General features: G+C 65.1%; 11 protein-coding genes. 6 read left to right on the top strand and 5 right to left on the bottom strand.

Features of this window, described 5'->3' with window-relative positions; translation table 11 throughout:
- Positions 1–7: 7 nt before the first annotated feature.
- Positions 8–913: an acyltransferase gene (locus HAH_RS00860; protein ID WP_023843066.1), complete on the bottom strand. Its 906-nt coding sequence runs from the start codon at positions 911–913 to the stop codon at positions 8–10.
- A gap of 138 nt (positions 914–1051) precedes the next feature.
- On the opposite strand from HAH_RS00860, the gene HAH_RS00855 reads away from it, so the two are divergent.
- Both HAH_RS00855 and HAH_RS00850 read left to right on the top strand, forming a co-directional pair.
- Positions 1052–2065, top strand: a complete 1014-nt coding sequence (locus tag HAH_RS00855) for a CPBP family intramembrane glutamic endopeptidase (RefSeq protein WP_014039193.1) — start codon at positions 1052–1054, stop codon at positions 2063–2065.
- A gap of 24 nt (positions 2066–2089) precedes the next feature.
- Entirely contained in the window at positions 2090–3142 is a 1053-nt protein-coding gene (locus tag HAH_RS00850) for an aldo/keto reductase (protein WP_014039192.1), read from the top strand.
- Between the two features lie 425 nt (positions 3143–3567).
- On the opposite strand, the gene radA is transcribed toward HAH_RS00850, so the two are convergent.
- The 3 genes from radA to htpX all read right to left on the bottom strand — a co-directional run bounded on the left by radA (position 3568) and on the right by htpX (position 6747).
- Positions 3568–4617 carry a DNA repair and recombination protein RadA gene (gene radA, locus HAH_RS00845; RefSeq protein WP_014039191.1) on the bottom strand — a complete coding sequence of 350 codons (1050 nt, stop codon included), beginning with the start codon at positions 4615–4617 and terminating at the stop codon, positions 3568–3570.
- Between the two features lie 133 nt (positions 4618–4750).
- Positions 4751–5368: a PspA-associated protein PspAB gene (gene pspAB / locus HAH_RS00840; RefSeq protein WP_014039190.1), complete on the bottom strand. Its 618-nt coding sequence runs from the start codon at positions 5366–5368 to the stop codon at positions 4751–4753.
- Positions 5369–5868: 500 nt separating this feature from the next.
- Positions 5869–6747, bottom strand: coding sequence for a zinc metalloprotease HtpX (htpX, locus tag HAH_RS00835; RefSeq protein ID WP_014039189.1), 879 nt, complete (start codon positions 6745–6747; stop codon positions 5869–5871).
- Positions 6748–6874: 127 nt separating this feature from the next.
- On the opposite strand from htpX, the gene HAH_RS00830 reads away from it, so the two are divergent.
- The 3 genes from HAH_RS00830 to HAH_RS00820 all read left to right on the top strand — a co-directional run bounded on the left by HAH_RS00830 (position 6875) and on the right by HAH_RS00820 (position 10109).
- The gene (locus HAH_RS00830) at positions 6875–7768 is read left to right on the top strand and encodes an NAD-dependent epimerase/dehydratase family protein (RefSeq protein WP_014039188.1); all 894 of its coding nucleotides are present in this window, start codon (positions 6875–6877) and stop codon (positions 7766–7768) included.
- Positions 7769–7858: 90 nt separating this feature from the next.
- Positions 7859–9016 (top strand): 60S ribosomal export protein NMD3, encoded by a 1158-nt coding sequence (locus tag HAH_RS00825; RefSeq protein WP_014039187.1) that lies wholly within the window; start codon positions 7859–7861, stop codon positions 9014–9016.
- Positions 9009–10109, top strand: coding sequence for a class I SAM-dependent methyltransferase (locus HAH_RS00820; RefSeq protein ID WP_014039186.1), 1101 nt, complete (start codon positions 9009–9011; stop codon positions 10107–10109). Before HAH_RS00825 ends, HAH_RS00820 begins: the two co-directional genes overlap by 8 nt.
- A 184-nt stretch (positions 10110–10293) precedes the next feature.
- Here the strand turns inward: HAH_RS00820 and HAH_RS00815 are convergent, their stop codons facing one another.
- On the bottom strand, positions 10294–12021 hold the full coding sequence (locus HAH_RS00815; protein ID WP_014039185.1) for an ATP-dependent DNA helicase: 1728 nt from the start codon (positions 12019–12021) through the stop codon (positions 10294–10296).
- A 161-nt stretch (positions 12022–12182) separates the two neighbouring features.
- On the opposite strand from HAH_RS00815, the gene HAH_RS00810 reads away from it, so the two are divergent.
- Positions 12183–12377 (top strand): cold-shock protein, encoded by a 195-nt coding sequence (locus HAH_RS00810; RefSeq protein ID WP_004516469.1) that lies wholly within the window; start codon positions 12183–12185, stop codon positions 12375–12377.
- Positions 12378–12395 lie beyond the last annotated feature (18 nt).

Raw genomic sequence — 12395 nt, 5'->3', positions numbered from 1 at the left:
GCACCGGCTACTGGCGGTCCGGCGGCGAGAGGTCCCGCTGGAACTCGTCGAACTGCTCCAGATTATCGGGCAGGGTAACGGACAGTTGCCGTTCGGCACGGCGGTCGACGTTCGCCCCTTCAATGGGCTCTGCGACGGACTCCCAGCCGTCCTTGACCGTCAGGGACTTCGCCGGCGTGCCGGCGGCGATATGATGGGCTGGGATGTCCTTGCCGGCGATGGACTTCGCCGCGAGGATGGCGTTTTCCCCGACTTTGACGCCGGCCCGGACCATCGAGTCGTAGGTCAGGCGCACGTCGTCTTCGATGATGGTGTGGTAGTTGTCGACGTGGGTCTGGTCGACGGCGTCGTGGTCGTGGCTGTAGACGTGGGTATCGTCGGAGATAGAGACGCGGTCGCCGATTGTGAGTTTCCCGCGGTCGTCCAGGTGGACGTCGTCGTGGACCACGACGTTGTCACCAACCTCGATGTTGTGGCCGTAGGTGAACGTGATGCCCTTGAAGAAGCGACAGCCCTCGCCACAGGAGTCAAAGAGGTGGTCGGCGAGCATCCGCCGGAACCGGAGCGCGAACTCGACGTTGTCCGCCATCGGCGTCGCGTCGAACTGCCGCCAGAGCCACTGGAGGTGTTTCGAGCGTTTGAACCGCTCCTCGTCTTTCTCGGCGTAGTACTCGCTTTCGAGGGTCGTGTTACAGGGGTCATACCCCTGAAGCCGGACCCGCTCGGCCGGGGAGATATCCGCGCCGTCCTGCCAGCGCTCGTAGGCGTCCCGGTCGCCGTGGAGGTCGACCAACACGTCAGTGACAACATCGCAGGTGTCCTCGTCACCGGAAAGGCGCTCGTCGACCTCGTCGATGAACGCCCTGAGCCCCTCTTCAGCGAGCGGTGGCAGCGACACGTGACGCTTCGTCATGTCGAGTACGTGGCTTCGCGGGCAGATAGGGGTTTCCGTTACCTGAAACCTACCCAGTAACACCCGTGTCACGACACCATATACCACGGAATTCGGCGAGCAAGCCACAGTTAAGACGCCGCCGTTCCAGACGACGACATGGTCAGGTCGGATTTCATCATGGAGATACGGCGCTACATCGTCAATCCCTCCGAGCGCCGGCTGCGAGCGCCGTGGCGGGTCACACTGTGGGTGTTTCTCGCCGGATTCGGCCTCGTTCTGCTCTCAGGAGTGGTCGCAGTGGTGTCGTCCGTGGTGGGCGTGACGCCAGCGGTCGCAGTTGCGCGCCAGATTGCGCTCTTTGCGGCCGGAACCACCGTCGCTGTCGTACTCGGCTATCTGCTGGACCGACGGACGCTCTCTGACTACGGGTTAGGGTTCGACCGACAGTGGTGGCGCGACGCTGCGTTCGGCCTCGCGCTCGGGGCGGGGCTTCCCACGCTCGTCCTGCTTGTCGAGCTAGGCGCAGGGTTCGTGGAAGTCAGCGTCATCTTCGCTACCGTCGACAGCGGGCCGCTCCCACTGACCGCGTTCGGACCGCCGGTCGCTGTCCTCCTCTTGGGAGCGTTCTTCATCGTCCAGGCGACTGCAGAGGAAGTGCTCGTCCGTGGCTACCTGTTGACGAATGCGGCCGAGGGGCTCGCTGGCTGGGTCGGGAAGCGCCGCGCGGTCATCGCCGCGACGGCGCTGACCGGCGCGCTATTCGGCGTTCTCCACTGGACGAACCCCAGCGCGTCGCTGCTCAGCGTGACCAACATCACCCTCTACGGCCTCCTGCTCGGTGCGTGTTACGTCCTGACCGGGCGACTCGGGGTCGCCAGCGGCTTCCACGTCGCCTGGAACTACACGCTGGCACTGCTTGGCTTCCCCGTGAGCGGCCTCCGCATGGGTGTCTCCCTGCTCTCAACCGATGCGACCGGCCCGACGCTGGTGACCGGCGGCAACTTTGGCCCCGAAGGCGGCCTCATCGCGCTCCCGCTGCTTGGCGTCGGCGGAGCCGCGCTATACTGGTGGGTCCACCGCGAGTACGGCACGGTCGAACTGCTCGATGCTATCGCCACCCCCGAGCTCCGGATTCGGACGCGGTCCGACACCGCAAACCAAGACGGCTAAGTGGACAGCGCCGCTACAACGGGTATGGAATACGCGACACTCGGAAACTCCGGCGTCGAGGTCTCGGAAGTCGGATTCGGTGCCTGGGTCGTCGGCACGGACTGGTGGGGCGACCGCACCCGCGACGATGCTATCGACATGGTCCAGCACGCACTCGCGGAGGACGTGACGTTTTTCGACACCGGCGACGTGTACGGCCACGGCGACAGCGAGGAGATCATCGGCGAGGCGCTGGCGGAACACCGCGACGAGGTCACCGTCTCGACGAAGATCGGCTACGACTTCTACAACAACCCCCAGGCCGGCCACGGCGAACTCCCGAAGAAGGTCACGCCCGAATGGGTGCACACTGCTGTTGACCGCTCGCTCGACCGCCTTGGCATGGACCACGTCGAGCTCCTGATGCTCCACAACGCCAACGTCGACGAGGTCGACGAGGACGTGCTGGAAGCGCTCGACGAACTCCGCGAGGAGGGGAAGGTCGACGCCATCGGCTGGGCGCTTGGCCCCTCTATCGGTTGGCTCGCCGAGGGCGACGCCGCAGTCGCAAACGAGTTCGACGCGCTCCAGACCGTGTTTAACCTCTTCGAACAGACCCCCGGCCAGCACTTCATCGACACCATCCGCGAGCAGAACGCCGACACGTCGGTGCTGGCTCGCGTCCCTCACTCCTCTGGGCTGCTGAACGAGCAGGTGACCCCCGAGACAGAACTCGGTAAGGGCGACCACCGCTCGCACCGACCGAGCGAGTGGTACGAGACCGGCTGGGAGAAGGTTGAGGAAATCCGGTTCCTCGAACGTGACGGGGCACGCACGATGGGCCAGGCGGCCATCCAGTGGCTCCTCTACAACGACGAGGTGGCGTCGGTCACCCCGACGTTCCGGACGAACGCCGACATCGACGAGTGGGCCGGCGCGCCCGATACGCCGCCGCTCAGCGACGAGGAGTACGACCGCGTGCAGGAACTGTACCGGGACAACTTCGGTATCGACCGCGACGACGGGATGGACGCCCTGCGCTCGTCGGTCGGCGGTGCGGACCTCGAAGAGACCGGGATGAAATCTGCCGGGGACTGACGGCGAGGTGTCGGAGCGCCGACGCACAGGCCACGGCAGATCAGCGGGCGACTGATTTTCTCGCTGTCCACCGACTTTCGTACCGTCCAAACATGGCGGTTGGACTCTGACATCTCCAGTCGACAACTGACCCCTGGAGAACATCGACGACCAGACAGCTGTCTGTCGGTTCCCGGCTGTTACCCCTCTGTTTCGACAGGAGATGTACCGCCGTCTTGCGGTTGGGGTGGCGAAGTTTCACATTCACCACGGTGCGTCTGACGGCCGCAAGACGCGGGACGGAAGGCGGTTCGAGATGAAATGAAGGGGTTCGAGGCGCGGGAGCAGTCCACATGCCAGTTCGGGCGGACGCTGTTGCGGGTCTCGAAAACCGCCGGAGAAAAAGTCTGGAATCGTCGCGTCGGTAGTAGTCCTTAGGACTCGGGCTACTCGTTCAGCAGGCCGTCTTCTTCGACGCGCATGACGCCCTCGCCGTCTGGGAGGTTCGGCGCGTCGACGAGTTTGACGATGCGCTTGTTCCCCTTGGACTTGCGGAGGTACATTCGGAACGTGGAGGTGTGGCCGAGGATGTTGCCACCGATGGGCTGGGTCGGGTCGCCGAAGAAGGAGTCCGGGTTGGAGGCGACCTGGTTCGTGACGACGACGGCGGTGTTGTTGAGGTCGCCGACCCGCATCAGGTCGTGGAGGTGCTTGTTGAGCTTCTGCTGGCGGTCGGCGAGTTCGCCACGCCCGACGTACTCGGCGCGGAAGTGGGCGGTCAGCGAGTCGACGGCGAGCAGGCGGACGGGGAACTCCTCGTCCTGGCTCTCGCTTGCGATTTCCTGGGCCTTCTCGGCCAGGAGAATCTGGTGGTTGGAGTTGAACGCCTTCGCGACGTGGATCTTCTCCAGCACGGAGGCGACGAGGTCATCGAGCAGGTCCTCATCGGTCGGGTCTGCGTCGTCCCCCTCCTCAACGATGCCGTGGAGGACCATCGTGTCTGCCAGTACCTCGTCGGCGAGGCCCTTGACCATCTGTTCGATACGCTCCGGTCGGAACGTGTCCTCGGAGTCGACGAAGATGGCGCTGCCTTCCAGTCCGCCGTGTTCGGCCGGTAACTGGACGTTGACCGAGAGCTGGTGGGTTACCTGGGACTTGCCGGCCCCGAACTCGCCGTACACCTCGGTGATGGACTGGGTCTCGACGCCGCCGCCGAGCAGGTCGTCGACCTCGTCGACGCCCCAGGAGAGCTTCCCAATCTGCTCGCGGCGTTCGAGCACCGTCGACCCGGTTTCGAACCCACCGATATCGGCCGCTTCGCGGGCGGCCTGAATGATGTCGGCTGCCGACGACTCGCCGATGTCGGCCGTGTTCGACAGTTCGCCGGGGGAGGCGACCGCAATCCCCTGGTATGAATCGTAGCCGTTGTCTTCGAGTTTCTCTGCTGTCGCCGGACCGACACCCGGCAGCTCTTCGAGGTCCTCACTTGCGGACATGGACGTGCCTTGTGCGTCCGGGGGTATAAAGCCTCGTTAACACCAGAGTGAAAGTGAAAGTGTGGGACGGCAGCGGTGTCGTTCGAGACGGAATCGGGAGTTTTAGATGGGAAAGGGGAAAGAGCGCGTCGTCCTACTCCCAGGGGTGGTAGCCGGGACGGTCGGGCCACAGCGGATACCAGTACTCCTTGTCGCCTTCCACGGTAATTTCGTCGCTGAGGTTGCTGTCCAGTTTGAACTCCGCGGACGTGTTGCGTTCGTGGCTGTCGTGAGGGTCCGGCGCGAACGGGTAGTACGCGCCCCGGCGGAACGAGTACACCCAGTAGACAGTCTGGTTCTCGCGCGCGTGCTCGAACGCGAACAGCGCTGCGAGCAGGCGCGACCCGTAGCGCCGCTCGACGAGCGTGTCCGCGGCGAAGTGGATCGACGTGAGCAGGTCCTCGAAGTCGTCGTCGTGCAACACGACCCACTGGTAGCCGTGGTCGTCGGTCTCGAAGGTCGCCCGCGTGCCCGTCTCGACCATCCCGGCGTCGAGAATAGATTCGACCTCGTCGACGGCGTCCTGGAAGTCCGTGCTGTCGACGTCGGCGAAACACAGTGCCGCCTCGCCGGTCGGCTCGTACCCCAGGTCGGCCTCCATCGTGACGTAGGCGGTACTCATCCCGAACAGGTCGTCGGGGTCGGCGTCCCGTGTCGCGTCGGCCTCGGCTTTCACCCCGAGGACGCTCTTGAGTCCGTCGAGCAATCCCATATGCTCGTCTCTATGGGCCGGGGACCAAGGTGGTTTGTGTCTCCGTTGGTGAATCGGACTGTGTGAATTAGACTTTTCACAGCCAGAAAGCCCCGGCTGTCTGAACTCGGGGGACTCGCTGTGCGCTTCCTCGCTCCCGATTGTCGCTCGTGCAGTGCTTGCGTCGTCCGCTTTCGTTCAGACAGCCACCGGGAGACCGAAGGTCTCCCGAGCAGTCGGCGCGTAGCGCCGACGACGCCCCTTTCAGTCCCACCCGTAGCCGGTTGGTCAATCCAGGCTGGGTGGGACTGAGAGGGGCCGTGCTCTTGGCGAACCCCGGCGTAGCAAGCACCTACGGAGTGCAGCAAGCCGCGGGTCGCGAGGGACCGAAGGTCCCTCGTCTTGGTGAGCGGTGAAACCGCGAACCAAAGCCGAGAGCGCGGGGGCTTTCTGGCTCTGTATAACGGTCACTGCGGGAATCCGTATAACTCCAGAGGCGACGATGAAAAAGCCAACCGACCCTAGCGCCCTTCGAGTTCGCGTTCGAGGTCCTGCAGGCGGTCGATACGTTTCTTCGTCGACGGGTGGGTACTGGCCAGGCGGCCGATCCACCCGACGTCGATGGGGATGATGAAGAAGGCGTTCATCTCCGCCTGGTCGCGCATATCCTCCTTCGGAACTTTGTCCATTTGGCCGTCGATCTTCATCAGCGCGTTGGCGAGGGCGGCGGGCTTGCCGGTAATCATCGCGCCGCCGCGGTCGGCGGCGTACTCGCGGTAGCGGCTGAGCGTCCGGATCAGGAGGAACGAGATGACCCAGACGACCAGCGAGATGAGGATGGCGACGATGACCGGTACCTGCTGGCCGCCACGTTCGCGGCCGCCGCTGAACAGCCAGCCCCACCGGACGATGAGGAAGGCAATCGTCGAGAGGAACGACGCGATGGTCATCACCATCACGTCGCGGTTCTTGATGTGGGCCAGCTCGTGGGCCAGCACGCCCTCCAGTTCGTCCTGATCGAGCGTGTCCATGATGCCCGTCGTCACGCAGACGGCCGAACTGTCTTTCGACCGGCCGGTGGCGAAGGCGTTGGGCACCCGAGAGTCGGCGACGGCGACCTTCGGCTTCGGGAGGTCGGCCTGCTGAGCCAGGCGGTCGACAGTCCGGTGGAGTTCGGGGTACTCTTCCGGTTCGACCGTCCGGGCTCCCATCGAATACAAGGCGAGCTTGTCGCTGAAGAAGAACTGCGCACCGAGGAACAGTCCCATGACGACCACGATAAGCGCGAGGTTCTCGAAAGCCACAACGAGCACTCCGAGGAAGACGATGTACAGCGCGAACAGCAGGAACATCGTCAGGGCCATTCGGCCTCGGAGCCCCCAGTCTGTTTGCCACTCCATGCCCAGTGATAGACGGTCGACACTCTAAAACCTCGCTATCGTGGGAAAGTGCCACACGTCGGGGCCAGAGGACCGTCAGCGGGGCAACTGTCCACACACATTTACTCTCAGGGCAACAACCGGATGCATGAGCGACACAGTCGTCGTCACTGGCGGGCTCGGGCGTTCGGGGCGCTGGATCTGTGACCACCTCGCCGGCGAGTACCACGTCGTCTGCGTGGACCTGGACCACCCGGGCTGGGAAATCCCGACGCGGGAGCACATCGATTTCAAAGCCGTCGACGTGACTGAGGGCGTCGAGGTCCGTGACCTGTTCAGCGAGATCGATCCAGACGCCGTCGTCCACTGGGCCGCGTTGCCGGCGCCGGAGCGCCACGCGGGCACGCGAGTGTTCGACACCAACGTTTCCGCGACGTACAACGTCGTCGACGCGGCGGGTCGGGCCGGCGCGGACGTCGTCTGGGCGTCCTCGGAGAGCGCCTACGGACTGGCCTTCGCCGAGGAGACGCCGCTCCCGGCGTATCTCCCGATAGACGAGGCACATCCGACTGCGCCGGAGGACCCGTACGGCACATCGAAGGTCGCCGGCGAAGAAGTAGCGAAGATGGTCGTCCGGCGTGACGGCGTCAACGTGGCGTCGATACGGCCGTCGTGGATTCAGTACCCCGGCGAGTACAACTGCCGGGACGTGGCCACGGGGGACCTCGCCGGCGGCACCGGTAACTGCTGGTCGTATGTCGATGTGCGCGACGTGGCGACAGCGGTCGCGGCGGCGCTCGATGCCGACATCGGCGGTCACGAAGCGTTCAACGTCGCCGCCGCCGAGAACTACGTCGGCCGGCCGACGGCTGACCTCGTGGAAGAGCAGTGGGGTGAGCTTCCCGCAGAGTGTGAACTGGACGACGACCAGTCGGCGCTCTCAACTGCGAAAGCGCAGGGCCTGTTGGACTGGGAGCCGGAATACGACTGGCGTGAGGCCGTCGACGCCGACATTGCAGCGCCGACCCTCACGGGTGAGTGAGCGCTTGGGAGCAGTGCTGGACCTGCCGACGGCGTCCTGCCGCGGCGGCGGAACACACGGCTTAAACAGTTCAGTACAGTAAGGCCGGTAATGAGCCGGTCGGGAGAGTTCTGTCCACGCTGCGGTGACGAAATACCGGAGGGCACCGACGAGCGCCCGGAGTTAGCGGGTGCCGGCGGTCAGCGTAACTCCGAGCACGTCCTCTGTGACGCCTGCTACTTCGAGGAGTTCGACCTGGTGGACGCCCCCGACACCATCCAGGTTCGGGTCTGTTCGCGGTGCGGCGCGGTCCACAAGGGAAACCGCTGGGTCGACATCGGCGCGGAGGACTACACCGATATCGCCGTCGAGCAGGTCAGCGAGGCGCTCGGTATCCACGTCGACGCCCAGTCGGTCGCCTGGCAGGTCGCTCCCGAGCAACTCGACAAGAACAACATCCGGATGCACGCGGAGTTCTCCGGCGTCATCCGCGGGACGCCAGTCACCGAGGAAGTGACCGTCCCCGTCCGCATCTCCCGGCAGACGTGCAAGCGCTGCGGGAAAATCGCCGGCGGTTCCTTCGCCAGCATCGTTCAGGTGCGGGCCGACGGGCGCGACCCGACCGACGACGAGCGCGAGCGGGCCGAAGAAATCGCAGAAGAGTACATCGCCGCCCGTGAAGCGACCGGCGACCGCAACGCCTTCATCACCGAGACGAAGTCCGTCGACAACGGGCTGGACATGAAGATCTCGACGAACCAGATGGGGCTTGGCATCGCCAAGCGCATCACCGCCCAGCTTGGGGGCTCCTACTCCGATTCGCGGCGTCTCATCTCCGAGGACGAGGACGGCCAGGAGCTGTACCGGATGACCTACGCCGTCCGCCTGCCCCGCTACCGACAGGGCGAGGTCATCGACCCGGAGGACGGCGACGGGCCGGTGCTGGTCCGTTCGGTGCAGGGGAACCTCAAGGGCGTCCGCCTGACGACGGGCGAAGACTACGAGGCCAGTTTCGAAGAGGGCGAAACGCCCGACGCCCGCCGCCTGGGGTTCCGCGAGGACGCCCAGACGACCACTCTCGTCGCCGTCGAGGACGACAACGCCGTCCAGGTGTTAGACCCCGAAACCTTCGAGAGCAAGACCGTCCCGCGGCCGGACTACCTCGACACCGACACCGACACCGACACCGACGAAGTTCCGGTGCTGAAGAGCCACGCCGGGTTGCACATTCTCCCGGCCGAGGGAGACAACACGGATACCGATGAGTGAGGACGGAGCCAGACGCGAGTCGAGCGAGACGGACGACCAGCAGCTAGCCGCTGTCGTCGCCAAGCCTCGCTCGCAAGTCGCTATCGAATCTTTGCGGGCCGAGGGCGTCTACGACGATACCAGAAGCATCACCGAGTGGACCGCGGACAGCGTCGCGGTTCCGGTGACGGCTCCGCCACAGGAGACGCAGTTCCGGGAGGTCGTCCGGCAGGTCGGCGAGCGCCGTCTCCGAACGCTCGATGACCACCTCCGGGAGCGCGGCTGGAGCGACGAGGAGATCGCTGCCGCGCCGAGTTCCTGGGCCGTCCTCGGCTCCGTCGTGCTGGTCGACATCGGCGACAGCCCTCGGCCGGCGGAAGTCGGCGAGGCGCTGCTGGCGCTCCACGGCGAGGCCGAAACGGTGCTGGCCCGTCACGGCATCTCCGGCGAGCACCGCGAACCCAGCGTCGAAGTCATCGCCGGCGACGGCGACACTGAGACGGTCCACACCGAACACGGCACGCGCTACGCGATGGACCTTGCCGAGGTTATGTTCTCGCCCGGCAACAAGGCCGAGCGGGCGCGGATGGGCGACATCGTCGTGGCAGACGAGCGGGTGCTGGACATGTTCGCCGGCATCGGCTACTTCACGCTCCCGATGGCCCGTGCCGGCGCGCAGGTCACCGCCGTCGAGCGCAATCCCACGGCGTTTCGCTTTCTGGTCGAGAACGTCATGCTGAACGACGTGGACGAGCGCGTTCACCCGTATCGGGCCGACTGTCGAGATGTTGTGCCGGGGTTCGCCGAGGATGGACGGGCCGACCGAGTAGTGATGGGGTACTACGAGGCCTCCGCGCCGCGCGCGGATGACAGTCGGGCTCCGCCCGACGCTTCCCACGAGTACCTCGACAGCGCGCTCGACGCGCTCGCGCCCGGCGGCGTCCTCCACATGCACGAGGCCACGCCGGACGCGCTCGTGTTCGACCGTCCCATCGAGCGACTGGAGGCGGCCGCCACCGAGGCCGGCCGGGACGTCGAGATTCTGGATACCCAACGCGTCAAGGAGTACAGCGAGGGCGTCGCCCACGTTGTCGTCGACGCTCGGGTGCAGTAGGGCGTCTTTACGCACGCAATCCAGACGAGTGAGAACAGGTAGCATGCCCCGGGCAGACGGTCGTAACGCCTAATTAGGCGAGTAGTCAAGAGAACGGCATGGACAGACAGCAGATTATCGCCATCATTCTCGTCGGTCTGATGGTCGGGTCGTCAGTGGTCTACGGGTTAGCCTTCGCCTTCTTCTAGTCCCACACGTCCGAAAGCGGGTGGTTTCCGTCCCCGGACCGCGAGCGCGAGCGGTCGTGCCGGCGTTTCGTGCCCGAACTGAGTGCCGAAAGCGCCTGGTCCGGCGCGAACCGCGGCAAGTCGGGCGCTGAGAGGCGGTCGACCTGGGCGCGGAACCAGTCGGGCATATCGTGCTCGGCGCGCTCAAACAGGTCCAGCAGCGACGAGTCCGCGAGGTAGGTCGCGCCATAGTCGTCAGGCGCGCGGACGACGCGGCCACAGGCCTGGATGACCGTCCGCAGTGCCGTCCGGTAGTACCAGCCCCACTGGTCGTCTTCGAGCCGTCGGGCGACGCGGGAGTCGCGGGTGTTTGGATAGGGGGCCTTGCACAGCACCTGCCAGCGACAGAGATCGCCCTCCAAGTCGAGGGCCTCCTCCATCTTCACCGAGAGGAACACGTCGGGGTTGTCGCTGCGCTTCCAGGCGGACAGCGCCCCATCGCGTCCCTCTTTATCGTGAGTCCGGACGCGTGCGCCGACGCCGAAGTCGTCGAGGAGGTCCTTCAGTTGCTCCTGAATAGCGTAGGAATGGCAGTGAATGAGCCCCTTCTCGTCCGTGTGCTGTGCCATGATGCGAACGACGGTCCGGGCGATGTCGGGCAGCGTGTCGTCGCGGTGCTCGTAGGTCATCTTCCCCTGGGCCACGTCGTACAGCGGCCGGTTCTCGACGGGGAAGGTGTGGCCGACCTCGACGAGCGCGACGTTACTGGGATCCAGACCGACGTTCGCACAGAACGCCTCCTTGTTGAGGATGGTCGCCGACAGCAGAGCGAAGCGGTTGCCGCGGTCCCAGACGGTGTGTTTGAGGTACCGCTCGGGGTTCATCGGCTTGATCGTCACCGGGGCGTTCTCGCCGTCGGCCTGGTCGACGACCCAGGTGGTCGCGCTCTCGGTGTCGGTGTAGTCCTCGCGGAACCACCCGAGGTCCTGTCGGAGCGTGTTCAGCGAGTCACGTTCGGCCACCTCGTCGCCGGTGAGTTCCGCCTTGTTCCGCAGTTCCTTCACCCGGCGCTCGGCGAGGTGTTCGACCCGTTCAGTGAAGGAGACGGCCTCGTCCAGGCCGTCGATGTCCGGCACGTCGATGTCGTTCCACATCGGGATGGACTGCGGCGAGAGGTCGATGGTGGCGTACATCTCCGCCCACTCGCCCAGGCCGTGGGCCTCGTCGATGACGACCACGTCGCGCTTGCCGAACACGTCGCTGCCGGCGGTCTGCATGAAATAGGCCAGTGTCATCGCGGCGATGCGGCGGTTCGAGGCGATGGCGCGGTCCGAGAAGTACGGACAGCGGTGTTTGACCTGGCAGTCGAACTTCCGTTCGCGCACGCACGGGGCCTGGTTCACCGGCGTGTCCGTCTCGCCGGGGAGGATGCAGTCGTAGTTGTTCTTCCCGCGGATGACACAGAGGTCCTCGAGCAGAGCGTCCTCGGCCACGTCGTCCAGCTGGGAGACCTGCGGTGTGGTGTAGTAGGCGTCGATGACCTGTTCCGGGGCGGCCTCACCCGCGGTCCGGGCACAGCCGGCGATAGCCCGAGCGAGCAGGGACTTCCCGCTCCCAGTCGGCGCGCGAACGAGGACCACGTCCTTGCCGCTCTCAAAGGCCGCACGGATGTCAGCGAGGGCCTGCTTCTGGTTGCCCCGGTAGGACGGGGCCGGGAACTCGTCGGTAATCCGCGCGGGGTACACGCGAGAAAGCAACGGACGAGGCGGCCTAAACCTTTCTTGTCGTTGGATGAGCGTCGGCGGCTAGCCGAGATGACGGGGGTGGGTCGTGTTCACAGGCACACGGTCGTGGTACTGATACTCTCGGAACTCTTATACATATACCCCCTGTACGTATATTTGCAATGGCAAACGGTAAGGTTGATTTCTTCAACGACACAGGCGGTTACGGTTTCATCTCGACTGAGGACGCGGACGATGACGTTTTCTTCCACATGGAAGACGTTGGCGGCCCTGACCTCGAAGAAGGCGAGGAGATCGAATTCGACATCGAACAGGCCGACAAGGGCCCCCGCGCGACGAACGTCGTCCGCAACTAAGGCAGATTTCCGGTCGCC

Origin of the sequence: Haloarcula hispanica ATCC 33960, assembly GCF_000223905.1 — an archaeon.
In the GTDB taxonomy this organism is placed as follows: domain Archaea; phylum Halobacteriota; class Halobacteria; order Halobacteriales; family Haloarculaceae; genus Haloarcula; species Haloarcula hispanica.
The sequence above is the reverse complement of the archived record's forward strand: the minus strand, read 5'-3'. Positions and strand labels throughout refer to the sequence as shown.

Excerpts from the sequence above, each read along its gene's own strand:
- HAH_RS00810 (WP_004516469.1), top strand. The coding sequence starts at position 12,183 with ATGGCAAACGGTAAGGTTGATTTCTTCAACGACACAGGCGGTTACGGT.
- HAH_RS00820 (WP_014039186.1), top strand. The coding sequence starts at position 9,009 with ATGAGTGAGGACGGAGCCAGACGCGAGTCGAGCGAGACGGACGACCAG.
- HAH_RS00860 (WP_023843066.1), bottom strand. The coding sequence starts at position 913 with ATGACGAAGCGTCACGTGTCGCTGCCACCGCTCGCTGAAGAGGGGCTC.
- HAH_RS00830 (WP_014039188.1), top strand. The coding sequence starts at position 6,875 with ATGAGCGACACAGTCGTCGTCACTGGCGGGCTCGGGCGTTCGGGGCGC.
- pspAB (WP_014039190.1), bottom strand. The coding sequence starts at position 5,368 with ATGGGATTGCTCGACGGACTCAAGAGCGTCCTCGGGGTGAAAGCCGAG.
- htpX (WP_014039189.1), bottom strand. The coding sequence starts at position 6,747 with ATGGAGTGGCAAACAGACTGGGGGCTCCGAGGCCGAATGGCCCTGACG.
- HAH_RS00850 (WP_014039192.1), top strand. The coding sequence starts at position 2,090 with ATGGAATACGCGACACTCGGAAACTCCGGCGTCGAGGTCTCGGAAGTC.
- radA (WP_014039191.1), bottom strand. The coding sequence starts at position 4,617 with ATGTCCGCAAGTGAGGACCTCGAAGAGCTGCCGGGTGTCGGTCCGGCG.
- HAH_RS00855 (WP_014039193.1), top strand. The coding sequence starts at position 1,052 with ATGGTCAGGTCGGATTTCATCATGGAGATACGGCGCTACATCGTCAAT.
- HAH_RS00825 (WP_014039187.1), top strand. The coding sequence starts at position 7,859 with ATGAGCCGGTCGGGAGAGTTCTGTCCACGCTGCGGTGACGAAATACCG.